Below are 24,359 nucleotides of genomic sequence, written 5' to 3' on the forward strand. Positions count from 1 at the left end.
GAACGCGGCGACCCTCTCCCGGCCTTCAGGCCAACCATCCTATCAGGAGGTCGCCCGATGAGTGGAAGTCATACAAGCGCCCGGCCGCCGCCCGGCCCGCTTGATCCAGGTTGCCCTCTTGATCCAGGTTAAGGAGCCGCCGCCGCCGCCGTCCCATCCTGATGCCATGCGCCGGCCGACCGCCGCCCGCCATCCGGCGGCGGCGGTCGGCGGCGGTCCGGCAAGGGAGGACGCCCATGCGCGCCGGCGAGATCATGACCACGCTCGTGGCGACGGTACGGCCCGACACACCCGTGCGCGAAGTCGCGGCACTGCTCCTGGACAAGCACATCACCGGCGTTCCCGTCGTCGACGCCGCCGGGCGGGTGGTCGGCATGATCACCGAGAACGACCTGCTCCATCGCCTGGCCGCCCGCAGCCCGCGGCGGCATGCCTGGTGGCTCGGCCTGTTCGAATCCCTGGCGGGCGATCCCAACGAGTTCGTGCGGGTGCACGGGACGCGCGCCGGCGACGTGATGACCGCCGGCGTCACCTGCGTCGACGAGGACACGCCGGTCGAGGAGGTCAGCCGCATCCTTGAGGACGGGAAGATCCGCCGTGTGCCGGTGCTGCGCGACGGCCGGCTGGCCGGCATCGTGTCGCGCGCCGACCTCCTGCGCATCCTCGCCGTCGGCAAGCCCGACGGGCGGCCGGCGGTGTCGGTCGGCGACCAGGCGTTGCGCGAGGCGGTCATGGAGGCGCTGGGGCGCCTGCAATGCGTCGACACGGCGTACGTGAACGTCGTCGTCTCCGACGGCGTCGCGCACCTCTGGGGCATGAGCGATTCCGACGCGGAGCGCCACGCCCTCAAGATCGCCGTCGAGGAGGTGCCCGGGGTCGTCCGCGTCGTCGACCACCTCACCCTCATGCGGCCCTGGTTCGTCGGTTGAGGAGACCGCGGCGGCCCGCCCCGTCCCAGCGACGCCGCCGCCGGGCGGCGGCGTCATGACCATCCGTACACGCCCCCGTCCGCGGCGCGGTCCCGCTGCCGCGGCGGGGCAAGGGGGCCGTCGATGACGAGCCGCACCACCGCCGCAGCCGCGCTGCCGATCGACGCCCTCGCCCGCCGGTGCGACACCGCCGCCCTGGCGTTTGCCACCACCGACGAGCTGGACGACCTGCCCGCCACCCTGGGGCAGGAGCGGGCGGTGACGGCCCTGCGCTTCGGAGTGGGGGTGCGCAACGGCTCCTTCCACATCTTCGCCCTCGGCCCGCCCGGCGTCGGCAAGAAGGCGGTGATCGACGACTTCCTGCGGGCCCAGGCCGCCGGCGAGGCGGTGCCGCCGGACTGGTGCTACGTCCACAACTTCGCCGAGCCGCACCTGCCGCGCGCCCTGCGCCTGCCGCCCGGCACCGGGGTGCGGCTGCGCCGTGACATGGAGCACCTGGTCGAGGAGCTGCGCGCCGCCATCCCCTCCGCCCTGGAGGGCGACGCGTTCCGCAGCCGCCACGACGCCATCGCCGAGGCCCTCAAGCAGCGCCAGGAGGCGCTGTTCGAGGAGCTGCAGGGCGAGGCGACGAAGCAGGGCGTGGCGGTGGTGCGCACGCCCGTCGGCTTCTCCATCGTGCCCGTGCGCGACGGCGAGCCGATCCGCCCCGACGCCTTCGAAGCGCTGCCCGAGGCGGAGCGGACGCGCATCCAACACCTGCTGGAAGCCTTCCAGGAGCGTCTGGCCGGCGTGCTGCGGCAGATGCCGGCGCTCGAGCAGAAGCGGCGGGCCGAGGTGCGGGCGCTGGTGCGGGAGATGATCACTCAGGTCGTCGACCACCTCATCGCCGGCGTGCGCGACGCCTACCCCGACCTCGCGGCGGTGGCCGCCTATCTCGACGCGGTGCGCGACGACGTGGTGGAGAACGCCCAGCTCTTCCAGCGCGGTCAGGGCGACGGCGAGTCGCCGCTCGCCGACGCCCGCGGCGACGACGGCGCGCTGCGCCGCTACCGCGTCAACGTCCTGGTCGACCACGGCGCCGCCACCGGCGCGCCGGTGGTGCACGAGGACTTCCCGAGCCACGCCAACCTGGCCGGCCGCATCGAGCACATTCCCCGCCTGGGCGCGCTGGTCACCGACTTCACGCTGATCAAGGCGGGCGCCCTGCACCGCGCCAACGGCGGCTATCTCGTCCTCGACGCCCGCAAGGTGCTGCTGCAGCCGTTCGCCTGGGAGGGGCTGAAGCGGACGCTGCGCGCCCGCCAGATCCGCATGGAGTCGGTCGAGCAGATGCTCAGCCTCGTCAGCACCGTGTCGCTGGAGCCGGAACCGGTGCCGCTCGACGTCAAGGTGGTGCTGCTCGGCGACGCGCTGCTCTACTACCTGCTCAGCGCCTACGACCCGGACTTCCCGGAGCTGTTCAAGGTGCCGGCCGATTTCGCCGGCGACCTCGACCGCAGCGACGCCAACACCGCGCTGTTCGCCCGCCTGATCGCCTCGCTGCAGCGGCGCGAAGGGGTGCGGGCGCTCGACCGGGAGGCGGTGGCGCGGGTGATCGACCACGCCGCCCGCGCCGCCGACGACGCCCACAAGCTGTCGCTGCACCACCGCACCCTGGCCGACCTGCTGCACGAGGCCGACTATTGGGCGGCGCAGCAGGGGCGCGGGGTGATCGGCGCCGCCGACGTGCAGCAGGCGCTCGACGCCCAGATCCACCGCGCCGACCGGGTGCGCGAGCGCGTCCTCGAGGACATCCGGCGCGGCACCCTGCTGGTCGCCACCGACGGCGCCGCGGTGGGGCAGGTCAACGGACTGGCGGTGGTGCGGCTGGGCGGCTTCTCCTTCGGCTTTCCCAGCCGCATCACCGCCCGCACGCGGCTGGGGCGGGGCGAGGTCGTCGACATCGAGCGCGAGGTCGACCTGGGCGGCCCCATCCATTCCAAGGGCATGCTGATCCTGCAGGGGTTCCTCGGCGCGCGCTACGCCGCGGACCGGCCGCTGACCCTGCACGCCAGCCTGGTGTTCGAGCAGTCCTACGGCGGCGTCGACGGCGACAGTGCGGCGGCGGCGGAGCTGTTCGCGCTGCTCTCGTCGCTCGCCGACGTGCCGCTGCGCCAGTCGGTGGCGGTCACCGGGTCGATCGACCAGCACGGCCGCGTCCAGCCGATCGGCGGCGTCAACGAGAAGGTCGAGGGCTTCTTCGACGCCTGCCGGCAGGGCGGCCTGACCGGCGGCCAGGGCGTGCTGATCCCGTCCGCCAACGTCCAGCACCTGATGCTGCGCCCCGACGTGGTCGCCGCCTGCGCCAAGGGGCGCTTCCACGTCTGGGCGATGGCGACCGTGGACGAGGGGATCGAACGGCTGACCGGCGTGCCGGCGGGGGCGCGCGACGCCACCGGGCATTTCCCGCCGGGCACCCTCAACCGGCGGGTCGAGGACCGCCTGCTCCGCCTGGCCGAGGCGGCGCGCGCCTTCGCCCGCGACGAGCGCGGCCACGGCCGCGGCCATGACGGAGACCGACCATGAAGGACCTGCCGCTTCCCGATGTCTACCGGGTGCTGGAGCCCGGCCCCGTCGTCCTGCTGACCACGGCGCAGCGCGGGCGCGCCAACGTCATGACCCTGTCCTGGCACATGATGGTGGAGTTCGTGCCGCCGCTGGTGGCCTGCGTCGTCAGCCGCGCCGACTTCAGCCACGCCGCCCTGCGCCGCACCCGCGAATGCGTCATCGCCGTCCCCCCGGTGGAGCTCGCCGGGACGGTGGTGAAGGTCGGCAACTGCTCGGGCCGCGAGGTCGACAAGTTCGCCGCGTTCGGCCTGACGCCCCGGCCGGCGCGGGAGGTGGCGCCGCCCTTGATCGCCGAATGCTTCGCCAACCTGGAATGCCGCGTGGTCGACACCCGCCTGGTGAACCGCTACGACCTGTTCGTCCTCGAGGTGGTGAAGGCGTGGCGCGATCCGGCGCAGGACACGCCGCGGACCATCCACCACCGCGGCTTCGGCACCTTCGCCGTCGACGGCGAGACGCTGGTGCTGGAGTCGCGGATGCCGTGACGCCGCCCGCGCGGGCGGCACGCCGGAGGGCCGATCATGAAAGCGATGGTGCTGCGGGAACCGCACGGCGGCCTGGCCGCCGCCGACCTTCCCGACCCGGTGCCGGGGCCCGAGGAGATCCTGCTGGCGGTCCACGCCTGCGGGGTGTGCCGGACCGACCTGCACGTGATCGACGGCGAGCTGCCCGACCCCGTCCTGCCGCTGATCCCCGGCCACGAGATCGTCGGCACGGTGCTCGCCCGCGGCTCGGCGGTCGACCGTTTCGCCGTGGGCGACCGGGTCGGCGTGCCGTGGCTGGCGGGAAGCTGCGGCACCTGCGCCCACTGCCGCGGCGGCCGCGAGAACCTGTGCGACCGGGCGCGCTACACCGGCTATCAGGTGCCGGGCGGCTACGCCGAGCGGACGGTCGCCGACGCCCGCTACTGCTTCGCCCTGCCGCCCGGCCTCGGCGACGCCGAGGCGGCGCCGCTGCTGTGCGCCGGGCTGATCGGCTACCGCGCCCTGCGCATGGCCGGCGAGGCCGAGCGCCTCGGCCTCTACGGCTTCGGCGCGGCGGCGCACATCATCGCCCAGGTGGCGCGCCACCAGGGACGGCGGGTGTTCGCCTTCACGCGCCCGGGCGACCGCGACGCGCGGGATCTCGCCACCGCGCTGGGCGTCGCATGGGCCGGCGGTTCCGACCGGCCGCCGCCGGAACCGCTCGACGCCGCCATCATCTTCGCCCCGGTCGGCGCCCTGGTGCCGGCGGCGCTGCGCGCGGTGGCCAAGGGCGGGACCGTGGTGTGCGCCGGCATCCACATGAGCGACATCCCCGCCTTTCCCTACGCGATCCTGTGGGGCGAACGGACGGTGCGCTCGGTCGCCAACCTGACGCGGCGCGACGGCGAGGAGTTCCTGGCGCTGGCGCCGCGCGTTCCCGTGCGCACCCGGATCACCCGCTTCCCCCTGGAGCAGGCCAACGCCGCGGTGGACGCGCTGCGGGCCGGCACGATCACCGGCGCCGCCGTGCTCGTTCCCTGAGACGGCGCTGGCGGCCCGCCCCGTCAGCCGAGCAGCCCGATTCCGGTCTGCAGCATCTCGTCGGAGGCGGTGACGATCTTGGACGCCGCCGAATAGGCCTGCTGCGCCACGATCATGCGGCTGAACTCGTCGCTCAGCTCGACGCTGGAGCTTTCCAGGGCGCTGGGGACGATGCCGCCGGCGCCGTCGGCGCCGGCGGCCTGCAGCTCGTACTCGCCGGACGCGGCCGACTCGGCGAAGACGCTGCCGGACAGGCTGTCGAGCCCGTCGGCGTTGGCGAAGGTGGCCAGCGGCACCTGGTAGATGGCGCGGGTCTCGCCGGTGCTGAAGGTGGCGGTGACGACGCCGTCCGCGCCGATGGTCGTGCCGGTCAGGGTTCCGGCGGCGTGGCCGTCCTGCTCCACGCTCTCGACCTCGATGCCGGGGTCGGCGTCGCCGGTGGCGTACTGGGTCAGCCCGTCGCTGCCGCCGACGCCGCCGAGGTCGAGGGCGATGGTGGAGTCGGCGGCGCCCGACGTCCAGCCGGAGACCGTGAACGTCGTGTCGCCGCCCGGCGCGGCGAGGGTGCCGTCGCCGGCGAAGGTGACGGTGATCGGAAAGCCGGCCACGGTGCCGGCGGTGCCGGAATCGCCGGTGGGGTCCGAGGCGGTGAGCGTCCAGCTGTTCTCGCCGGTCACGTCGGCGTCCACCGCGTTGCCGGCGAAATCGACGGCGGTGACCTTCAGGGTGTAGACGCCCTCGCCGCTGGCGGTGCCGTCGGAGCCGACGCCGTTCCAATGGAAGGTGTGGCTGCCGTCGGCCGTGCCGCCGGTGGTGGAGTAGACCGTGTTGCCGGAGGAATCGACCACCGACAGGGTGACCGACGCGGCGGTGCCGGCGAGGTCGTAGTCCCAGCTCGCCGTGCCGTTCTCCAGCACGGTGGTGTCGCCGTCCTTGGTCCAGGTCAGCTCCATGGTGCTGCCGGCCCCCGTCTCGTCGAACAGCGTGACGGTCGAGGTGACGCTCCGGCCGTTGGCGGCGTCCGCCGGCAGGTTGGCGGCGATCGCCACGGTGGAGGTCGCCGTGGCGGTGCCCTTGACGTCGGAGAGGTCGATGGCGGTGAGGCTGTCCGTCGACCCGGTTCCGGTGGCCGGCAGGTCGCCGTCGGCGTCGAGGGCCCAGCCGCGCAGATAGTACCCTTCGCCGTTGACGAGATAGCCGTCGGCGTTCTGGGAGAAGGAGCCGTTGCGCGTGTAGGCGACGTCGCTGCCGTCGGCGGTCGAGGAGACGACGAAGAAGCCGTCGCCGTTGATCGCCAGATTGCTCGTCGTGTCCGAGGCCTGGATGTCGCCCTGGGTGCTGATGCTGCGGTAGCTGTAGGCGAGGACGCCGCCCTTGCCGCTCGTCGCCGAGGCGGCATCGGCGAGATAGGATTCGAACGACGTCCCGGTGCTCTTGTAGGCGGTGGTCGAGGCGTTGGCGACGTTGCCGGAGACGGAGGCCAGCGCCTTGGACTGGGCCAGCAGGCCGGAGGTGGCGGAATCGATGGCGGCGGACAGGCTCATGGCGGCACCCCGTTCAGCAGGCCGGCGGCGCCTCCCTGCGGCGCCCGACCCCGGACATCCCTTCCACGGCGGCGGCGGGGAAAGCTGGCGCGCTTTTTCCGGCGGCGCGACGATCGGCCTTCCGGCCGCCGCGGCGCCGATCTAAAAAGAAGCCGGCCGCGCCGGGGCGGCGGACGGCTGGCGGGGGAGCGGCGTGGTGGACGGATCGGATGCGGCGGCCGACGGCCGGCCCGGGGCCCTGTCGCTGGACGGCATCACGGAGACCATCTGGCTTCTGCGCGACGACCTGCGCGCCCTGGCCGGCGGCGACCGCGAGCGCTTCGAGGGCTGGCTGCTGCTGAACGGCGCCCGCGAGTACCGGGCGCTGGCCGAGGCCGGCGGCAGCCTCTCCCCGGCGATGCTGACGCAGCCCGCGGCCGAGGCGGTCGCCGGCGTGGAGCCGGTCCTGACGCGGGCGATGCGGCTGGTGTGGTCGCTGCGCCCCGACCTCCACCCGCACTTCGACCTCGGAACGGCCGAGGGGCAGCGGGGCTTCGCCTGGTGGCTGCTGGTCGGCGGGGCGCGGGAATCGCCGGTGCTGGAGACGGTGGCCCTGGCCGCCTGCCGCGATCTCGTGGCGCAGCCGGCGGCGGAGGCCCTGCCGGCGGTGCAACCGCCGCTGACCCGTTTCCTGCGGCTGGTCCGGACCTGCCGCCCCGACCTGCAGACCGCCTTCGACCTGCGCGACGCCGACGGGCAGCAGGCGTTCGTCGACTGGTTCTTCACCCACGGCGTGCGCGAGCTCGGCTTCGCCCGCCACGTCACCGACGCCCAGAAGCGCGCCCTGCACGAGCCGGACGACCGGCTGCCCGGCGACACCGTCGTCCCCGTCAGCCGCCTGATGATGATGGCGTGGCGCCGCCGGTCCGACGTGCGCGCCGCATTCGCGCTGGACCAGGCGGGGGGACGCGCGGCGTTCGTCGCCTGGTTCGTGGTGCACGGCCTCGCCGAGCTGGGCCTGGCCGGGCTGGTCGACGAGGCGTACGCGCGGTTCCTGCTGGCGGCGCCGGCCGGAGGCCTGCCGGTGTCCCGCATCCTCCTGGTGCTGTGGTCGGCGGACGCGGCGCTGCGGCAGCGCTTCGCCGAGCCCGGCGACCCCGGGCTGGCGCTGTGGGCGCGCGGCGAGGGCCGGGAGCGCTTCGCGATCCTGGCCCGGCTGGCCGAGCTGACCGAACGGCCGGCGCCGGACGACCCGAAGGGCGCGCGCGCGCCGGCGACCGGCGGCCGGAGCACCGCACTGCCCTTCGGTGTGAACCTGATCGGCTACGCCCGCGGCCAGCTCGGCATCGGCGAGGACGTGCGCATGGCGGCGCGGGCCATGCGGGCGGCGGGCCTGCCCTTCAGCGTCTACAACGTCGAGCCCGGGCGCGAGGTGTGCCAGGGCGACGACAGCATCGCCGCCCTGCTGTCCGACCGGCTGCCGTACGCCGTCAACCTGTTCTGCACCACCGGGATCGAGACGGCGCGGCTCGCCGCCGTCGAGGGGGCGGCGCTGTTCGACGGCCGCCGCACCATCGGCTTCTGGCCGTGGGAGCTGCCGGACTGGCCGGCGGCGTGGCGCCATGCCTACGACCTCGTCGACGAGGTGTGGGCGTCGAGCCGCTACACCTACCAAGCCTACGTCGGCAGCAGCCCGCGGCCGGTGCGGCACATGCCGATGGCGGTGACGGTCGAGGCGACGGCGGGGCTCGGCCGCGGCGACTTCGGCCTGCCGGCCGACCGCTTCCTCTTCGTGTTCGCCTTCGACGCGCTGTCCAGCCTCGCCCGGAAGAACCCGGCGGCCTGCGTGCGGGCGTTCCGCACGGCGTTCCCGCGCGGCGACGAGCCCGTCGGGCTGGTGGTCAAGGCGATGCGGGCGGTGCCCGGCGACCCGTCGTGGCAGGCGCTGCTGGAGGACGCCCGGGCCGACCGCCGCATCGCCGTCGTCGCCCGCACCCTGGATCGCGGCGCCGTGCTCGACCTCTACCGCGCGTGCGACTGCTTCGTGTCGCTGCACCGGGCCGAGGGATTCGGCCGCGGCATCGCCGAGGCGATGATGCTCGGCAAGCCGGTGATCGTCACCGGCCATTCCGGCAACATGGACTTCACCACGCCGGGGAGTGCCGCGCTGGTCGACCACCGGCTGCTCCCGCTGGCGCCCGGCGACTACCCGTTCGGCGACGGCCAGCGCTGGGCCGAGCCGGACGGGGCGCACGCCGCCTGGTGGATGCGCCGGCTGGCGGACGACGAACCGCTGCGTCGCCGGCTGGCCGGGCAGGGGCGGGCGCTGACGGCCGCGGCCTACGCCCCGGCCGTGGTCGGGGCGGAGTACGCGGCCCGGCTGCGGCCGGAGTCCGGCTGACGGGCCGCCCGCGCCAGGGCGGCGTGGAACCGCGCGGCGATGGCGGGCCAGCCGAGATCGCGGAACGCCGCGTCCCGCCCCGCGGCCCCCATCCGCGCGGCGAGCGCGGCGTCGCCGGCCAGCCGGGCCATGCGGTCGGCCAGCTCCTCCACGGTGTCCGCCAGGAAGCCGTCGACGCCGTCCCGCACCAGCTCGGCATGCGCGGCGCAGGCACGGTCGGCGATGACCGGGCGGCCGGCCGCCCAGGCCGCCGCCAGCACCGTGCCGCCGCTCCCGCCCACGGCGATCGCGGCGACGCAGCCGGCCAGGGCGCCCACCGTCAGGTCGCCGTCGAGACGGCCGTAGCGGATCACCGGCGCCCCGCCGGCGGCGGGACCGTCCGCATCGGCAGCGACGAGCACCAGCTCGACGCCCTTCAGGCGCCGCAGCGCCGCCACCGCGAGCGCCGTGCCGGCGGCTCCGTCGCCGCGGTCGATGACCAGGAAATAGGGAACGTCGCTGCCGTGGAACCGGCGAAAGCGCCGCTGCGCGGCGATCCGGTCGGCGAACTCGGCGAGGCGCACGCCGGCGCCGGGCAACCGCACGCCGACGGCGCCCAGCGGATCGAGGAGCAGGCGGCACACCGCCTCCGAGGAGGCGAACACGCACGCGGCACCGCGCAGCGCGTCGTAGTGCGCCCGCCGGTGGGCCGGGCGGTCCTCCAGATCACCCCGCGGGAACACGGCGTACGGCATCCCCCGGCCGCGCAGCAGCGCCGCGGCGCCGTCGGCCAGGGCGACCGGCAGCCCGTGCAGCAGCACGAGGTCGTGGTCCGCCGCCGTGTCCTCCAGGGCCGCCAGCAGCGTCCGGGAACCGGGGTCCAGCCGCTGGACGAGACGGTCGGTTGCCGGCGGACGGGCCGCCGCCTGCGCCCGCAGGGCGGCGATCCAGGCGGACCGGTGGCCCGCGCGGCAGAGCCGTTCGTAGTCGTGGGACAGCGGGACGTCCACCCAGCCCGGCGTCGCCGCTTGGGCGACCTCCAGGCCGCGGAGCCGCATCCCCGGCCGGCGCGGTCCGCCGTCCTCCCGCGCCGGCGTCGCCACGCGGAGGGTGACCCGGTGCGGCCGGGCCGGATCGAGGTCGATCCGCAGGGCGGTCCCCTCGGCGAGCGTCCCCGCCCCGTACGCTTCGCCGTCCACGGCGATGCGTACGGGGCCGCCGTCGACGGGGCCGTGGCCGAAGAGGCGGACGGCGACGGTCCCGGCGGCGACGAACAGCTCCGCCTCGGCGCCGGACCGGCGGCGCGCCACGCCGCCTTCGCCGTCCACCGGTTCCCAGCCGCCCATCAGGCAGGTGCGGTCGAGCAGCGGTTGCAGCCGGCGGGCCAGGGCGATGCCCTCGGCGTCGCCGACGTCCTGCCGCTCCCGTGCGTCGCCGGCGCGTTGGTCTGTCGTGAACAGGCGGATGTCGTCGGCGAACGGGGCGACCAGCCCGGCCGGGTGGGCGGTGCCCGCCGCGGTGTCGGCGAGGGCGAACAGATCGATGCGGACGTCGTGCCCGTCCGCGAGCGCGCCGAGCAGCCGGGCCAGGGACTCCTCCGCCTCGCCGGGCGGCGGCTCGCCGTAGCGGCCGGCGACGACGAGCAGCCGCAGCGGCCGCCGCGGCGACCATTGCGGCGTCCGGGCGCGCAGCACGGCGTCGTACGCTTCGGCGAGCGCCGCCCAGTCCAGCCGGCGCGCCGCGAAGGCGCGGGCGGCCCGCCCCAGCGCCATCCGCATTCCGTCGTCCGCCAGCAGGGCGGCGAGCGCCGTCGCGAACTCCGGCCGCCCGGCGACCATCAGCTCGCGGCCGCCGACGACGGCGAAGCCGCGCGCGCCCTCCGGCGTCGACAGGGTGGGCAGGCCGTGCGCGAAGTAGTCCGCCAGCTTGAGGTTCGAGCCGCCGCCGCCGGTCACCGGATTGAGCGCCACCGTCGCTTCCAGCAGCAGGTCGCGCCGGCGTCGGTCCGGCACGACGCCGAGGCGGCGCAGGTTGGGCGGAAGGGGAATGTCGGCGAGAGCGTCGCCGACCGATCCGATCAGGCGGAACTCCACCTCCGGCAGCGCCGGTGCCACCACCTCGCACAGGAAGCGGGCGGCCTCGACGTTGGGCGGGTGGGCGCTGCCGACGAAGACGGCGACGGGACGGCCGGCGTGGCGGCGCCGGGCGGCGGTGCGCAGCAGCGCCGCCGCCGGCAGGTCGGTTCCGTTGGCGACCACCGCGACGGGCGTCCCCCCGCCGGCGGCGAGGAAGGCCTGGCGATCCTCCTCGGCGACCGCGATGACCGCGTCGGCATGGGTCACGGCGAACCGTTCGAGCGCCGCGACGAACGCGGTCAGGGCGGCACCGTCGCTGTGGCCGCGCAGCAGCTCCGCCTTCAGGTGCGCCTCGACGTTGTGGGCCTCGTAGACGACGGGGCGGATGCGGCCGGTGGTCTCCAGCAGCGGCGCCAGGTACGGGTGGGACAGGACGACGACGTCGGAATCGGCGGCGAGGCGGCCGAACGTCTCGACCAGCGCGGGGTTGGCGGGGGCGAACAGGGCGGCGGCGATGTCGTCGACGGGCACGGCGTTGACGGCGTTGACGGCGGTCGCGAACGACGCCTGAGGGCCGGTCCTGGGGATGCGGACCTCGTGCAGGTCGGGCGCCAGCCGCTCGATCTCCGGCTCGACGCCGTCGTGGAGGCACAGCAGCCGGACGTCCCAGGTGGCGGCGAGCCGCGCCGTCAGGGCGGCGACGCGCCGGGCGCCGCCCGACACCGGCGCGCGCACGGAATAGTCGTTGACCACCAGCAGGCGGGGCTTGTCCGGAGGACCCGCGTCGGCGTCCCCCCCGGCCAGCGCGGCCGCGATCTCGGCGGCCACGGATGCGGCGATGGCGGTCCAGCCGAAACGGGCTGCGGCGGCCCGCCGCGCCGCTGCCCCCAGCCGCCGGCGCCGCTCCGGCTCGGCCGCCAGCATCGCCGTCACCGCGGCGAAGGTCGCGGCCTCCGCCGGCGCGTACACGCCGTCCGGCAGGTCGAGCCCCCGCGCGCCCCGGGCGGTGGAGACGATGGGCAGGCCGGCGGCCATCGCCTCCACCATCTTGAGGCTGGTGCCGCTGCCGCGGAAGACGGGATTGACGAACAGCGTCGCCTCGGCGAACAGGCGCCGCTTGGTCTCCTCGTCCACGGCGCCCAGCAGCCGCACGTTGCCGGGCACCCGGCCGAGCGACCGGCACACGTCCCCGGCGATCAGGAAGTCCAGCGCGGGCAGGGCGGGGGCGAGGTCCGAGGCGATGAAGCGCGCCCCTTCCACGTTGGGCGGGTGCCGCGATCCCAGGAACAGCGCGGCGGGCCGGCCGGCGGCAGGAGCGTCCGGGCGCGGCGCGAGGGTCTCCTCGTCGAACCCGTTGCGGGCGAGCCGCAGCCGGGAGGCCGGTGCGCCGGCGAGTACACGGAAGGCCAGGGCGTCGGCCTCGCCGGTCGCGAAGACCCGGCGGGCCCCCGCCACCAGCCGCCGTTCCAGGCGGGCGACCAGCGCCCGCAGCTCCGCCGCCGCCCCGCCGGCGAACAGCGCGCGCGCCATCTCCGCTTCGACGTTGTGGCTGTTGTAGAAGCGGGCGATGCCGTCGCGCCCGAAGGCGGTGTCGTAGGGCAGGGTGTAGGGGAACTCGTGGACCACCGCGTCCACGGCGGGCAGCAGGGAGCGGACGACCTCGTGGTAGCGGGTGGCCTCGCGGCCCGCCAGGGCGCAGGCCACGCCGGCCAGCTCGCCGGCCACGCCGCGGTCGTGCAGCGCCCGCAGGGCGCGCTCGAACGCATCGCCCTTGGGGATGCGGTGCTCCCGCAGGGTCTCGCCGAAGTGGACGACCTCCTCCGGCCGGTCCGGATGGGTCCACGCCACCATCGTGACGTCGAACGTCGCGCTGAGACGCCGGTAGAGATGATGGCAGCGCAGCTCCCCGCCGCTCGACGGCGGGACGAAGGCGGGGAAGAAGTTCAGGACGAGAAGCCGCGTCATCGGCGTTGGTCGGGCCCGAAGAACCTGATCCTGGCCAGTTCGTACTCCAGCCGCTCGACCTCCCGCGCCAGGACGGACACCCGCTCGAGCACCGCCTTCAGCACGGCGTCCGGCGCGTCCCGGCCCAGCACGACGATGGCGCGGCCGCTGCTGCGGTGCTCGTCGGAATTCAGCAGGGCGTCGATCATCTGCTGCCGCGTCAGGGTCGCCCCGGCGAGCTGGGCGCGGTAGTTCTCGAAGCCGGAAGGGTCGGGCGCGCGCTTCAGGATCTTCCGGTAGGCGCCGTCGACGAACGCCTCCACGCTGTCCGCCTCGAAGTCGGCCAGCGCGTACACCTCCCGCTCGGCGTCGCCGTCCGCCGCGGTGGCGGGCCCTTCGTCCTCCGGAATGACGTGGATGTCCGTCAGCCCGGCCCGGCGCGCCAGCGCGCGCACCACGTCGTGGCGCGAGGCCCGCCCGCCCTTCAAGGCGCGCACGGCGTCGCGGAAGACGTCGACGTCCGGCGCACGGCCCAGCAGCTCCCGGTGGGCCCAGCACACGAAGTCGGCGTCGCCGTGGTGGCGCACCGCGCCCAGATCGACCGTGTCCGGCCGGCGGCCGGCGGAGAGGTCCAGCCCATGAGCGGCGGCGACCGTCCGCACCGTGCGGTCGGCCATCTCCAGCAGATCCTCCGTCACGGCGGCCAAGCCATCGTCCATGGGTGCGCTCCGGCGGGCGTTCGCCCACCAATACACCGGATCCCCCGGGAAAGCACGGGCGGCGGCGATGGACCCGCCCCGCCGCGGAGCGCCGCTTCGGTCGCCGTCGGCCGCGAGGTGCCGCTGCGAAGGCGCAAGAAGCGCGCGGGTCCGGTACTGGAACGCGACAAGGGCCCGGCGATCGCTCGCCGAGCCCTCGTCTTGTTTGGTGGAGCCAAGGAGGATCGAACTCCTGACCTCTACAATGCCATTGTAGCGCTCTCCCAGCTGAGCTATGGCCCCGAAATCCGTCCGGCGGCCTGGGGTGCCGTCCGGGAGCGCTTATTTAGGGAGTTTCGCGGAACGGCGCAAGCGGAAAAATGCGCCGTTCCGCACCGCCCGTCAGCTGGCGCGCACGCCGGCGACGAAGCGGTCCGACTGCTCGTGCAGGTGGCGGGCGCGTTCGGCCAGGCCGCTGGCCAGCGCCTCCAGCAGCCCGGCCGCGTCCTGCGCGCGGTCGACGCCGGAGCGGAAGGTGCGGATGGCGGCGACCACGCCGGCCACCTGGTCGTTGGCGCCGGTCGTCGCCCGGGCGATGTCCTCGGTGGCGTCGGCCTGCTGCGCCGTCGCCGCGCCGATCACCCCGGCGACCGCGTCGGCGTCGTCGACCACGCGCTGGAACTCGGCCACCACGGCGGCGGTGCGCGACGATCCCGCCTGCACCGCCGCGACCAGGTCGCGGATGTCGCCGGTCATCTGCATCGTCCGCTGCGCCAGCGTCTTCACCTCGCCGGCGACCACGGAGAAGCCGCGCCCGGCCTCGCCGGCCCGCGCCGCCTCGATGGTGGCGTTCAGCGCCAGCACCTGGATCTCGGTGGCGACCCGCTCGATCATGCCGACCACGGCGTCGATCTGGCCGGTCGCCTCCTCCAGCGCGCGCGCCGTGCCGGCGGCGACCTGCACCGATTCCGAGGCCGTCCGCTGGATGGCGATGGAGCGGCCCACCTGCTGGCGGATCTCGCCGGCGGTGGCCGAGGTCTCGTGCACCGCGGCGGTGACGGCGGCGAGGTTGGCGGTCGCCGTGCCGCTGGCGCTGTCGATGGCGCCCGCCTCGTCCTCGATGGCGGCGGCCAGGGTGCGGATCGTCCGCACCTGGTCGAACAGGGTGGCGACGTCGGCTTCGACGGCGGCGATCGCCTCCGACATGCGGTGGGAGAAGGCCTCGCTGAGGCGCAGCATCGCCTGCCGGCGCTCGACCGCCTGGCGGCGGTGGTCGTCCACCGTGGCGGCCAGCTCGCCGGACAGGTCGGCGACGGTGAGGCGCAGGCGCTCGACCGACCAGCCCAGCCGCCCGGCCGGCGGCGGGGGCGGGGCGTCGCCACGGGCCAGCGCGTCGAGGGCGGCGGCCGCGGCGGCCAGCGGCCGGCCGCGGCGGCGGACGCACCAGCAGCCCAGCGCCGCCAGCCCGGCCAGCTGGCAGAGTGCCGCGGCGGCGGTGCCGCCGGCCGGGAGGCCGGCCAGCGCCAGCAGGCCCGGCGCGGCGACGGCGAGGGCGCCGGCGGCCGTCACCGCGCGGTCGAGGGCCGTTCCGGCATCCGCGGCGGCGGCCGCGGCGGCGTCCCAGACGGCCATGGCGGCGGCGGCGGCCGGGCCGTACTCGCGCCAGGCGGCCTCAGCCTCGGCGAACGCCGTGCGCTGGCCGTCCGACATCCGCGGCTGCATGGCCTCGAGGCCGGCCATGGCGGCGGCGGCGCGGTCGCGGAACTGGGCGAACAGGCGGCGGCTGGCCGGGGCGCCGTCCAGCAGGTAGTCGCGCAGGTGCGACGAGGCGATGCCGATGGGCCCGCGCACGTCGACGATCTGCGCCAGCAGCTCCTTGCGCTCGGGGGTCGCCGGCAGGGCGCGCTCGGCGTCGAGCATCACGGTGAGCGCCCCGGTCAGCCGGTTCGACAGGGCGGCGCAGGCCTCGCCGGCGGACGTGGTGGCGTGGCGGCGGGCGGCGGGCGGGCGCGCCGCGGCGTCGGCCAGCAGCGCCGCCACCACGCCGTCCAGTTCGGCCGCCAGGCCGGAGACGGTCTCCACCACCAGCGCCTGCGTGGCGGTGAGCAGGGCGGCGTTGCCGGCGATCCGCCGCAAGGCCGCGCCGGCCTTGCCGTAGGCGGCGTCGAACGCCTGCCGCAGCTCCGGCTGGCCGGTCGCGAGATGGCCGCGCAGGTGCCCCATGGCCAGCCCCATGGGCGCGCGGAAATCGGCGAAGTCGGCGAGCAGCGCCTTGCGGGCGTCGGTCGCCTCCAGCACGCGCTCCTCGTCGATCAGAGCCGTCGCCAGGGCGCCGAGCCGCACGCCGAGCTGCGTGCAGCGCCGGCGCAAGTCGTCGGAGGTCGCCGTGGCGGTCATGAGCGGTCTCCCGGGGAAGGGGGTGGGGTCGCGCCGGGCCCCCGCCCGGTCCTCCCCCCGCGCGGGCGGAGGGCGGTCGGGAGGGGGCGCGATGCGCGCGGTCGGCCTCAGGGACGGCCGAAGCCGTACTCGGGGAGCCCCTCCTCGGCGCCGTAGTACTTGTAGGGCAGGAACTTGCCGGTCAGCGTCAGCTTCACCCGGTCGCCCTTGGGGTTCGGCAGGCGCTCCATCTCCATGTCGAAGTCGATGGCCGACATGATGCCGTCGCCGAACTCCTCCTGGATCAGCTCCTTCATGGTGGTGCCGTAGACCTGCACCACCTCATAGAGGCGGTAGATCAGCGGGTCGGTCGGCGGCAGCGAGGGCAGCGAGCCGCGGTAGGGCACCTCGTTGAGCAGCCTGGTCTCGGCCTCGGTCAGGCCGAACAGGGCGGCCGCCTTTTCCGCCTGCGGCCTGGGCAGCTTCATCTGGCCCATCAGGGCGGCGGTGATGAAGATCGGCGAATAGCCGCCGATCGCCTCGGCGATGTCGCCCCAGGTCAGACCCTTCTCGCGCTTCACGTCGAGGATCTTTTCGGTCAGGTCGTCGCGCTTCATGGCAGTCTCCGGTTGGCAAGCTGGGGGAGGGGGACGGCGTCGGCGGCGTCGGCCGCCGGCACCGGCTGGGGCACCGCGCCCGGCCGGACCACCGGGGGGTGGCGCGGGTCGTAGCCGGGCGGCGGGGCGTCGCGGAAGGTGCGGCTGCGCGTCACCAGGAAGTCCAGCAGGTGGTTGCGCAGCGTGTAGTAGTGGGGGTGGCGGTGCAGGTCGGTGCGGTCGCGCTCGCGCGGCAGCGGGTTGTCGACGATCTCGGCGACGCAGGCCTGCGGCCCGTTGGTCATCAGCACGATGCGGTCGGCCAGGTACATGGCCTCGTCGACGTCGTGGGTGATCATGAAGGTGGTCTGCCCGGTGTCGAGGCAGATGCGCCGCACCTCGTCCTGCAAGGTGCCGCGGGTCAGCGCGTCGAGGGCGGAGAACGGCTCGTCCATCAGCAGGATCTTGGGCTCGATGGCGAGGGCGCGGGCGATGCCGACCCTCTGCTTCATGCCGCCCGACAGTTCCGCCGGACGCTTGCGCTCCGACCCGGCCAGGCCGACCAGGGCGATGAAGCGGCGGGCCTGCGCCTCCACCCAGTCCCGCGGCTTGCCGGGCCAGCGCGAGCGGACGGCGAAGGTGACGTTGCCCAGCACGCTGCGCCAGGGCAGCAGGGCGTGGCTCTGGAAGATGACGGCGCGGTCGAGGCTGGGGCCGGCGATCTCCTGGCCGTCGACGATGACCGTGCCCTCGCTGGGGGCGTCGAGCCCGGCGAGGATGTTGAGCACCGTCGTCTTGCCGCAGCCGGAATGGCCGATCACGCAGACGAACTCGCCCTTGCGCACGGGCAGCCAGAGGTTCTCGAAGATGGTGGTCCGGCCGCCGCCCGGCGCCGGGTAGCGCCGCGCGATGCCCTCCACCGAGATGAGGCTCTTCTCGGTCATCGCCGTCACTCCGGGAAGGTCACGAGGCGGGCCAGACGCGCCAGCATCTGGTCGAGGATCATGCCGATCACGCCGATCGCCAGGATCGCCGTGATCACGTTGGTGATCGACAGGTTGTTCCACTCGTTCCACACGAAGTAGCCGATGCCGGTGCCGCCGACGAGCATCTCGGCGGCGACGATGACCAGCCAGGCGATGCCGATGGAGATGCGCATGCCGGTCAGGATGGTCGGCGCGGCGGCCGGCAGGATCACCAGGAAGGCGCGGCGGAGCGTGCCGACCTCCAGGGTGCGGGCGACGTTCAGCCACTCCTTGCGCACGCTGGCGACGCCGAAGGCGGTGTTGACCAGCATCGGCCACAGCGAGCAGATGAAGATGACGAAGATCGCCGACAGCCCGCTGTCCTTGATGGTGTAGAGGGCGAGCGGCATCCAGGCGAGCGGCGAGATCGGCTTCATCACCTGGATGAAGGGGTCGAGTGCGCGCGACATCAGCGGCGACATGCCGATGAGGAAGCCCGCGGGCACCGCCACCAGCACCGCCAGCAGGTAGCCGATCGCCACCCGGCCGATCGAGTAGGCGATCTGGATGCCCACTCCCATGTCGTTGGTGCCGTTGACGTAGAAGGGGTCGCGGATGTGCTTCCACAGGGTGGCGCCGACCTCCAGCGGCCCCGGCATCGCCGAGGCCCCCTGGGTCGCCGCCGCCCCCATCAGCGCCGCGTACTCCGGGTCCATGTCGGCGGCCACACCGCTGCCGCGGGTCGCCAGGTGCCAGGCCAGGAGGAAGGCGGCGAGGATGAGGACGGACAGGACGCCGGCGCGCAGGGTCAGGGAACCCGTCATGCTCTCTCCTCCCGTCAGCCGGCGCGCTTGATGGCGAAGGACTGGACGTAGCCCTCGGGGTCGGCCGGGTCGAACGGCTTGCCCATCACCGAGAAGCTCTTGCTCGTCGCCTGCGGCGGGGCGAGGCCGGCGTCCTTCATCAGGCGGGCGGCGTCGGTGGCGAGATAGACCTTCTTCGCCAGGCCGGCGTAGTCGACCTCGCCCTTGATCTGGCCCCAGCGCTTCATCTGGGTGAGGATCCACACGGCGAAGCTCTCCCAGGGGAACGGGTCGAAGTCGATGCGGTCGGGCACCTTCCTCACGTTGCCCAGCCCGTCGGCGAAGGTGCCGGTCAGCACCTGCTCGACCACCGTCACCGGCTGGTTCAGGTAGTTGGCCGGGGCGATGGCGGCGGCGATCTCCTTGCGGTTCTCCGGCTTGGTGGCGTAGGCCGTCGACTCCATGATGGCGCGCATCAGCGCGGCGTAGGTGTTGGGCATCTCCGTCACGAACTTTTCCGAGGCGGCGAAGGCGCAGCAGGGATGGCGGTCCCAGATCTCCTTGGAGAGGACGTGGATGAAGCCGACGCCGTCGTAGACCGCGCGCTGGTTCACCGGGTCGGGGGCGAGGAAGCCGTCGAGGTTGTCGGCGCGCAGGTTGGCGACCATCTCCGGCGGCGGCACGGCGCGGATCTGGACGTCGGTGTCGGGATCGAGCCCGGCCTCGGCCAGATAGTAGCGCAGCAGGTAGTTGTGCATGGAATAGTCGAACGGCACCGCGAACTTGAAGCCCTTCCACTGCTTGGGATCGCGCTTGTCCTTGTGCTTCATCGCCAGGGTGATGGCCTGGCCGTTGACGTTCTCCACCGCCGGCATGGTGTAGGGGATGGGGTTGGAGCCGGCCCCCAGGGTGATCGCCAGCGGCATCGGCGACAGCATGTGGGCGGCGTCGTACTCGCCGTTCAGCGTCTTGTCGCGGACCACCGCCCAGCCCGCCGTCTTGACCACCTCGACGTTCAGCTTCTGCTTGGCGTAGAAGCCCATGGGGTGGGCCATGATGATCGGCGTGGCGCAGGTGATCGGGATGAAGCCGACCTTCAGGTCCGTCTTCTCCAGCGGCCCGGTCGCGGCGAAGGCGTCGGCGATCATGCCCATGGGCAGCACCGAGGCGACCGCGGCGGCGGCCGTCGAGGTGCCGACCGCGCGCAGGAAGGCCCGCCGCGTCGCGTCGTTGGGGAACAGGGCGCGCATGACGGCGCCCTCGACGACGCGGGTCAGGCGGGCGTCGTCGCCGCGCAGCGCCGCGTCGTGCTCCGCCTCCGACGCGTGGCGCCCGCACGAGCAGCCGGTGCGGGTCAGGGGGCGCGCCTGGTCGAACGGATCGTCAAAGGTGGCCATCGTCTCTTCCTTCTCCTGGGAGCGGCAGGGGTGGTCGCGTGCGGCTGAAGCCGGAAGAGCAAGCGGCGTGCCAGGAGGGGGTAGGGCGGCGACGGCGGCGGACCGCGCCGTTCGCAGCCGCGAGGGGTGGCACGACCGGCTTGACGAGATATCGTGATTGACGAACTATCGTGACCGGAATCGCGAATTTTCGTGAGATGGACCTCTTCGTGAGATGAACATGGACGGCGGTGCGGTCGATGCGGTCGGCGGGCGGGAGTTCCGCTACGGGGTGGACGCCGCCCTGGTGGTGGAGTTCGCGACGGGACGCGTCCGCGACGCCAACGCCGCGGCCTGCCACCTCCTCGGCTACGACCGCGACCTCCTGTGCGGCATGGTGGTGACGCAGCTGCACCGCGGGCAGGAACCCGCCCTGCTGGTGTTCACCGAGGCGGTGATCGCCAAGGGGGCGTGGTGGACCCGCTCGCTGACCGCCCGCCACGCCGGCGGGCGGCAGCTGCGGCTGGAGTACGCCGGCACCCTGCTGCCCGGCGGCGACGCCATGCTGCTGACGCTCTACGACCTGGACGCCCGCCGCCGCCGCGACATCGACGAGGAGGGCGAGCTGTACCTGCGCGACGGCATCAGCGAGTGGCGCCGCGTCGAGCGGGTGTTCCAGGAGATCGAGCGGGAGAACCACCTGATCCTGCAGGCGGCGGGGGAGGGGATCTACGGCGTCAACGCCGAGGGCAAGGCGACCTTCGTCAATCCGGCCGCCGAACGCATCCTCGGCTGGCCGGCCGAGCAGCTGCTGGGCCGCGACATCCATTCGGTCATGCACCATCACCGCGCCGACGGCACGCTCTATCCCGCCCACGAGTGCCCGATCTACGCCGCCTTCCGCGACGGCCAGGTGCACCGGGTGTCGGACGAGGTGTTCTGGCGGCGCGACGGCAAGCCGATCTGGGTGGAGTACACCTCGACGCCGATCCGCGTCGGCGGCACCGTGGTCGGCGCCGTGGTCGTCTTCCGCGACGTCTCCCAGCGCCACGAGGCCGACGCGCGGCTGCGCGCGGCGCTCGCCGAGGTGGACCGCCTGCGCGAACGGCTGGAGCTGGAGAACGCCTACCTGCAGGAGGAGATCCGCATCTCCGGCAACCATCGCGGCATCATCGGCCGCAGCGCGGCGGTCCAGAAGATCCTGCAGCAGGTGGAGCTGGTGGGGCCGACCGACGCCTCGGTGCTGATCACCGGCGAGTCCGGCACCGGCAAGGAGCTGGTGGCCCGCGCCATCCACGAGGCGAGCCGCCGCTCCGGCCGGCCGCTGATCCGGGTGAACTGCGCCGCCATCCCGCGCGAGCTGTTCGAGAGCGAGTTCTTCGGCCACGCCCGCGGCGCCTTCACCGGGGCGCTGCGCGACCGCGTCGGCCGCTTCGAGCTGGCCGACGGCGGCACCCTGTTCCTCGACGAGGTGGGCGAGATCCCGCTCGACCTCCAGGGCAAGCTGCTGCGCGTCCTGCAGGACAGCCAGTTCGAGCGGGTCGGCGACGAGCGCACCCGCAAGGTCGACGTGCGCATCGTCGCCGCCACCAACCGCGACCTGCGCGCCGAGGTGGAGCGCGGCCGTTTCCGCCGCGACCTCTATTTCCGCCTCGACGTCTTCCCCATCGAGACGCCGGCCCTGCGCGAGCGGCCCGAGGACATCCCGCTGCTGGCCGCCCACTTCCTGCGCGACGCCGCCCGCAAGGGTGGGGCCGGCGCGCTGACCCTGACCGAGGGGGACGTGCGCAAGCTGCTGGCCTATCCCTGGCCGGGCAACGTGCGCGAGCTGCAGAACGTGATGGAGCGCGCCGCCATCCTGGCGCAGAGCGGGCGCATCGCGCTCGACCTGCCGGAGCCCGGGGCGGAGGCGGCTCCCGCCCCGGAGCCGAGCGGGGCGGCGCTTCTCGCCATCGAGACCGAACGGGACCGCCGCGCCCGCGAGCGCGCCAACCTGCTGGCGGCGCTGGAGGCGGCCGGCGGCAAGGTCTCCGGCGCCGGCGGCGCCGCGGCGCTGCTGGGCCTTCCGCCGACCACCGTCACCTCGCGCGCCAAGGCGCTGGGCATCGACCTGCGGGCGGTGCGGGAGCGGACGCGGCGCGCCCTCGTCTGCTGAGCCCGTCTGCCCCTTGCCGACACGCCGGAGGTCGTGGGACCCTCGGCCGGCCGCTCCGGCGGCGGCCGAACGGGGGTGGAACGGGGGTGGCGGTGAGCTGGTTTGCCTGGAACTGGCCGTGGCTCGGGGCGGCGGCGGCGGTCGTCGCGCTGGGGCTGCTGTTCGGCACGCGGGTGCGGCGGTCGCCCGGCCCCGGTTCGCCCTGGTTCGACGTCGGCTGGCTCGCCGCGCTGGGCGCTCCGGTCTACCTGCTCCACCAGGTCGAGGAGCACGGCATCGACCTCCACGGCGTCCCCTACGCGTTCCGCGGCGCGCTGTGCGCGTCGCTGGGGTTCCCCGACGCCGCCGCCTGTCCGGTGCCCGTCCCCTTCATCACCGCCGTCAACGTCGGCACCGTGTGGGGCGCCGCCGCGCTGTCGGTGGCGGCGGGCCCGGGGCGGCCGGCGCTGGCGCTGAGCGCCTACGGCATCCCCCTGGTCAACGCGCTGGTCCACCTCGGCGACGCCGCGCGCCATGGCGGCGCCTACGGGGCCGGGCTGCTGACGGCGGCGGTCCTGCTGCTGCCGGCCAGCCTCTGGGCCCTGTCGGCGGGCCTGCGGACCGGGGCCATCGGCCGTGGCGACGCGGCCGCCATCGCGCTCGGCGGCGTGCTCGCGCACCTCGTGCTGATGGGGTCGCTGCTCGCCCACATCGCCGGCGCGTTCGGCGAGCGGGCCCTGGTCGCCGTCCAGATCGCGAACGCGCTGGTGCCCGCCGGCGTCGTGTCGGCGCGCGCCCGGCTGGCCGGCGTGGTCCGGATCCGCCGGACCTGACGGCGGCGGACGGAGGAGGGCGTCGCTCCCGCCGCGCCCGCCATGCGGCGGACGCGACGCCGACCGGCGCGCGGAACCCGGTTTCCCCGGCCCGGTTCTTTGAGCCTGGATGGCGGCGGCCGCCGCCTGGAAGTCCGGGGGGAGACGGGATGATGGAGGAACGGCGCTCGGCGAGGGGCGAGGCGGCGGGCGGCGGCACCGGACCGATCTATCCGCCGCCGCAACCGCCCGGCCTCAGCCCGGTGCTGGAGCGCAACATCGCGGCGTTGCGGCGCCGGCGCCAGCAGGACGAGCACGCCGCGAGCCTCGAGGAGCGGTTGGCCGGGGCGATCACCCGGTTCACCGGCAGCATGCGCTTCGTCTATCTGCACCTGGCGTTCTTCGGCGCATGGATCCTCGCCAACCTCGGCTGGCTCCCCGCCGTGCCGCGCTGGGACCCCTCCTTCGTCGTGCTGGCGATGATGGCCTCGGTGGAGGCCATCTTCCTCTCCACCTTCGTCCTGATCAGCCAGAACCGCATGGCCCGGGCCGCCGACAAGCGGGCCGACCTCGATCTGCAGATCAGCCTGCTGGCCGAGCACGAGGTCACCAAGCTGGTCGCCCTGGTGTCGGCCATCGCCGACCGGCTGGACGTCCATTCGGAGGTCGAAGCCGAGCTGGGGGAGATCACCCAGGACGTCGCCCCGGAGACGGTCCTCAACGAGATCGAGGCGGAAAGGGCGCGGGGCGACCCGACGTGAGCGGCCGCCGGCAGCAAAAAGGGCCCGGTCCGTGCCTGGACCGGGCCCTTTCCTGTTTTGGTGGAGCCAAGGAGGATCGAACTCCTGACCTCTACAATGCCATTGTAGCGCTCTCCCAGCTGAGCTATGGCCCCGAAACCCTGGGAAGCCGCCGTTTCCGGCGGCGTCGGTGGAGCGGGATATTGGTCAGGTCGGGCCCGCCGTGCAAGCGAAAAATTCGCCCCCGCTCCACATTTCTCCCCGCCCTTTCCGCGCCCCGCGGCGGGCGCGGATCAGCGCTCGTCCTCGTCCTCGCCCTCGACGTCGACCACCTCGTCGACGTCGTCCTCGCCGAGCTCCGAGGTGTCCTCGATGAGCACGTCGTCCTCGTCGTCGGGCGTCTCCTCGCCGCCCTCCTCGATGTCCTCGACCGAGACGTCGTCGTCCGTCTCCTCGAGGTCCTTCTCGGTCTCCCCGGCCTCGGTGTCGAGATCCTCGTCCTCCACCGACTTCGGCTTCGCCTTGACCTCCTCGACCGGCGCCGGGCGGGCGCGGCGGGACTTCAGGAGGGCCTCGGGGTCGAAGGTGGTGCCGCAGGTCGGACAGACGGGCGGATCCTTGCGCATGTCGTAGTAGCGCGCGCCGCAGTTCGGGCAGATGCGCTTGACGCCCCATTCCGGTTTCGCCACGCGTACTCCTCCGTACATTCCCGTAGAATAGGTCAAGGCCGGCCCTTTGCCATGGCCGGAGCCGCTTGTCAAAAGGAATTGGGGCGACGGCTGCGGCGGCGGCGCTTACGCCGGCGGCCGGCGATCCCTAAGAGCCTATTCCAGTAGGGCGACGAACTCCCAGACGGTGACGGCACACACGATGTGGAGCATGGCCTCGTAGGTGCG

17 protein-coding genes and 2 tRNA genes are annotated in these 24,359 nt (G+C 74.1%); 8 read left to right on the forward strand and 11 right to left on the reverse strand.

The window, feature by feature from the left end:
• Window positions 1-236: 236 nt before the first annotated feature.
• The 4 genes from ACSBPG_RS30615 to ACSBPG_RS30630 all read left to right on the forward strand — a co-directional run bounded on the left by ACSBPG_RS30615 (window position 237) and on the right by ACSBPG_RS30630 (window position 5,041).
• The gene (locus ACSBPG_RS30615; RefSeq protein WP_435541048.1) at window positions 237-929 is read left to right on the forward strand and encodes a CBS domain-containing protein; all 693 of its coding nucleotides are present in this window, start codon (window positions 237-239) and stop codon (window positions 927-929) included.
• 123 nt (window positions 930-1,052) lie between these two features.
• Window positions 1,053-3,494 carry a Lon protease family protein gene (locus ACSBPG_RS30620; protein ID WP_435541049.1) on the forward strand — a complete coding sequence of 814 codons (2,442 nt, stop codon included), beginning with the start codon at window positions 1,053-1,055 and terminating at the stop codon, window positions 3,492-3,494.
• Window positions 3,491-4,021, forward strand: a complete 531-nt coding sequence (locus ACSBPG_RS30625; RefSeq protein WP_435541050.1) for a flavin reductase family protein — start codon at window positions 3,491-3,493, stop codon at window positions 4,019-4,021. The genes ACSBPG_RS30620 and ACSBPG_RS30625 overlap by 4 nt, the downstream gene beginning before the upstream one ends.
• Window positions 4,022-4,057: 36 nt before the next feature.
• Window positions 4,058-5,041, forward strand: coding sequence for a zinc-dependent alcohol dehydrogenase family protein (locus ACSBPG_RS30630; protein ID WP_435541051.1), 984 nt, complete (start codon window positions 4,058-4,060; stop codon window positions 5,039-5,041).
• A gap of 23 nt (window positions 5,042-5,064) precedes the next feature.
• On the opposite strand, the gene ACSBPG_RS30635 is transcribed toward ACSBPG_RS30630, so the two are convergent.
• Window positions 5,065-6,585: a flagellar hook protein FlgE gene (locus tag ACSBPG_RS30635; protein ID WP_435541052.1), complete on the reverse strand. Its 1,521-nt coding sequence runs from the start codon at window positions 6,583-6,585 to the stop codon at window positions 5,065-5,067.
• Window positions 6,586-6,781: 196 nt separating this feature from the next.
• On the opposite strand from ACSBPG_RS30635, the gene ACSBPG_RS30640 reads away from it, so the two are divergent.
• On the forward strand, window positions 6,782-8,965 hold the full coding sequence (locus tag ACSBPG_RS30640; RefSeq protein ID WP_435541053.1) for a glycosyltransferase: 2,184 nt from the start codon (window positions 6,782-6,784) through the stop codon (window positions 8,963-8,965).
• Here ACSBPG_RS30640 and ACSBPG_RS30645 read toward each other — a convergent pair.
• From ACSBPG_RS30645 to ACSBPG_RS30680, 8 genes are all read right to left on the reverse strand, one after another.
• Window positions 8,905-12,984, reverse strand: a complete 4,080-nt coding sequence (locus ACSBPG_RS30645; protein ID WP_435541054.1) for a glycosyltransferase — start codon at window positions 12,982-12,984, stop codon at window positions 8,905-8,907. The two genes, ACSBPG_RS30640 and ACSBPG_RS30645, sit on opposite strands and share 61 nt — an antisense overlap.
• Window positions 12,981-13,682 carry a DUF4214 domain-containing protein gene (locus tag ACSBPG_RS30650; protein ID WP_435541055.1) on the reverse strand — a complete coding sequence of 234 codons (702 nt, stop codon included), beginning with the start codon at window positions 13,680-13,682 and terminating at the stop codon, window positions 12,981-12,983. Before ACSBPG_RS30650 ends, ACSBPG_RS30645 begins: the two co-directional genes overlap by 4 nt.
• 206 nt (window positions 13,683-13,888) lie before the next feature.
• A tRNA-Ala gene (locus ACSBPG_RS30655) sits at window positions 13,889-13,964 on the reverse strand.
• 99 nt (window positions 13,965-14,063) lie between these two features.
• Window positions 14,064-16,058, reverse strand: coding sequence for a methyl-accepting chemotaxis protein (locus tag ACSBPG_RS30660; RefSeq protein ID WP_435541056.1), 1,995 nt, complete (start codon window positions 16,056-16,058; stop codon window positions 14,064-14,066).
• A 107-nt stretch (window positions 16,059-16,165) separates the two neighbouring features.
• Window positions 16,166-16,654 carry a cyanase gene (cynS, locus tag ACSBPG_RS30665; RefSeq protein WP_435541057.1) on the reverse strand — a complete coding sequence of 163 codons (489 nt, stop codon included), beginning with the start codon at window positions 16,652-16,654 and terminating at the stop codon, window positions 16,166-16,168.
• Entirely contained in the window at window positions 16,651-17,577 is a 927-nt protein-coding gene (locus ACSBPG_RS30670) for an ABC transporter ATP-binding protein (RefSeq protein ID WP_435541058.1), read from the reverse strand. The genes cynS and ACSBPG_RS30670 overlap by 4 nt, the downstream gene beginning before the upstream one ends.
• 5 nt (window positions 17,578-17,582) lie before the next feature.
• Window positions 17,583-18,422, reverse strand: coding sequence for a nitrate ABC transporter permease (gene ntrB / locus ACSBPG_RS30675; protein WP_435541059.1), 840 nt, complete (start codon window positions 18,420-18,422; stop codon window positions 17,583-17,585).
• Window positions 18,423-18,436: 14 nt separating this feature from the next.
• A complete protein-coding gene (locus ACSBPG_RS30680) occupies window positions 18,437-19,798 on the reverse strand; it encodes a CmpA/NrtA family ABC transporter substrate-binding protein (RefSeq protein ID WP_435541060.1) in 1,362 nt (453 codons plus the stop codon).
• Window positions 19,799-20,018: 220 nt separating this feature from the next.
• Between ACSBPG_RS30680 and ACSBPG_RS30685 the strand changes: the two genes are divergently transcribed.
• The 3 genes from ACSBPG_RS30685 to ACSBPG_RS30695 all read left to right on the forward strand — a co-directional run bounded on the left by ACSBPG_RS30685 (window position 20,019) and on the right by ACSBPG_RS30695 (window position 23,484).
• Window positions 20,019-21,932, forward strand: a complete 1,914-nt coding sequence (locus tag ACSBPG_RS30685; protein ID WP_435541061.1) for a sigma 54-interacting transcriptional regulator — start codon at window positions 20,019-20,021, stop codon at window positions 21,930-21,932.
• 92 nt (window positions 21,933-22,024) lie between these two features.
• Window positions 22,025-22,744, forward strand: a complete 720-nt coding sequence (locus tag ACSBPG_RS30690; protein WP_435541062.1) for an HXXEE domain-containing protein — start codon at window positions 22,025-22,027, stop codon at window positions 22,742-22,744.
• 149 nt (window positions 22,745-22,893) lie between these two features.
• Complete coding sequence (locus ACSBPG_RS30695) at window positions 22,894-23,484, forward strand: DUF1003 domain-containing protein (protein WP_435541063.1); 591 nt, start codon at window positions 22,894-22,896, stop codon at window positions 23,482-23,484.
• Window positions 23,485-23,542: 58 nt separating this feature from the next.
• Here ACSBPG_RS30695 and ACSBPG_RS30700 read toward each other — a convergent pair.
• Window positions 23,543-23,618 (reverse strand) — tRNA-Ala (locus ACSBPG_RS30700).
• 138 nt (window positions 23,619-23,756) lie between these two features.
• Window positions 23,757-24,152 carry a TIGR02300 family protein gene (locus ACSBPG_RS30705; protein WP_435541064.1) on the reverse strand — a complete coding sequence of 132 codons (396 nt, stop codon included), beginning with the start codon at window positions 24,150-24,152 and terminating at the stop codon, window positions 23,757-23,759.
• Window positions 24,153-24,359: the final 207 nt, after the last annotated feature.

It is taken from the genome of Azospirillum sp. ST 5-10 (assembly GCF_051225715.1).
Taxonomy (GTDB): Bacteria; Pseudomonadota; Alphaproteobacteria; order Azospirillales; family Azospirillaceae; genus Azospirillum.

Coding starts and splice junctions, on each gene's coding strand:
- ACSBPG_RS30635 (WP_435541052.1), bottom strand. CDS start 6,585: ATGAGCCTGTCCGCCGCCATCGATTCCGCCACCTCCGGCCTGCTGGCC.
- ACSBPG_RS30660 (WP_435541056.1), bottom strand. CDS start 16,058: ATGACCGCCACGGCGACCTCCGACGACTTGCGCCGGCGCTGCACGCAG.
- ACSBPG_RS30650 (WP_435541055.1), bottom strand. CDS start 13,682: ATGGACGATGGCTTGGCCGCCGTGACGGAGGATCTGCTGGAGATGGCC.
- ACSBPG_RS30615 (WP_435541048.1), top strand. CDS start 237: ATGCGCGCCGGCGAGATCATGACCACGCTCGTGGCGACGGTACGGCCC.
- ACSBPG_RS30695 (WP_435541063.1), top strand. CDS start 22,894: ATGATGGAGGAACGGCGCTCGGCGAGGGGCGAGGCGGCGGGCGGCGGC.
- ntrB (WP_435541059.1), bottom strand. CDS start 18,422: ATGACGGGTTCCCTGACCCTGCGCGCCGGCGTCCTGTCCGTCCTCATC.
- cynS (WP_435541057.1), bottom strand. CDS start 16,654: ATGAAGCGCGACGACCTGACCGAAAAGATCCTCGACGTGAAGCGCGAG.
- ACSBPG_RS30670 (WP_435541058.1), bottom strand. CDS start 17,577: ATGACCGAGAAGAGCCTCATCTCGGTGGAGGGCATCGCGCGGCGCTAC.
- ACSBPG_RS30630 (WP_435541051.1), top strand. CDS start 4,058: ATGAAAGCGATGGTGCTGCGGGAACCGCACGGCGGCCTGGCCGCCGCC.
- ACSBPG_RS30680 (WP_435541060.1), bottom strand. CDS start 19,798: ATGGCCACCTTTGACGATCCGTTCGACCAGGCGCGCCCCCTGACCCGC.
- ACSBPG_RS30645 (WP_435541054.1), bottom strand. CDS start 12,984: ATGACGCGGCTTCTCGTCCTGAACTTCTTCCCCGCCTTCGTCCCGCCG.
- ACSBPG_RS30620 (WP_435541049.1), top strand. CDS start 1,053: ATGACGAGCCGCACCACCGCCGCAGCCGCGCTGCCGATCGACGCCCTC.
- ACSBPG_RS30685 (WP_435541061.1), top strand. CDS start 20,019: ATGGACGGCGGTGCGGTCGATGCGGTCGGCGGGCGGGAGTTCCGCTAC.
- ACSBPG_RS30625 (WP_435541050.1), top strand. CDS start 3,491: ATGAAGGACCTGCCGCTTCCCGATGTCTACCGGGTGCTGGAGCCCGGC.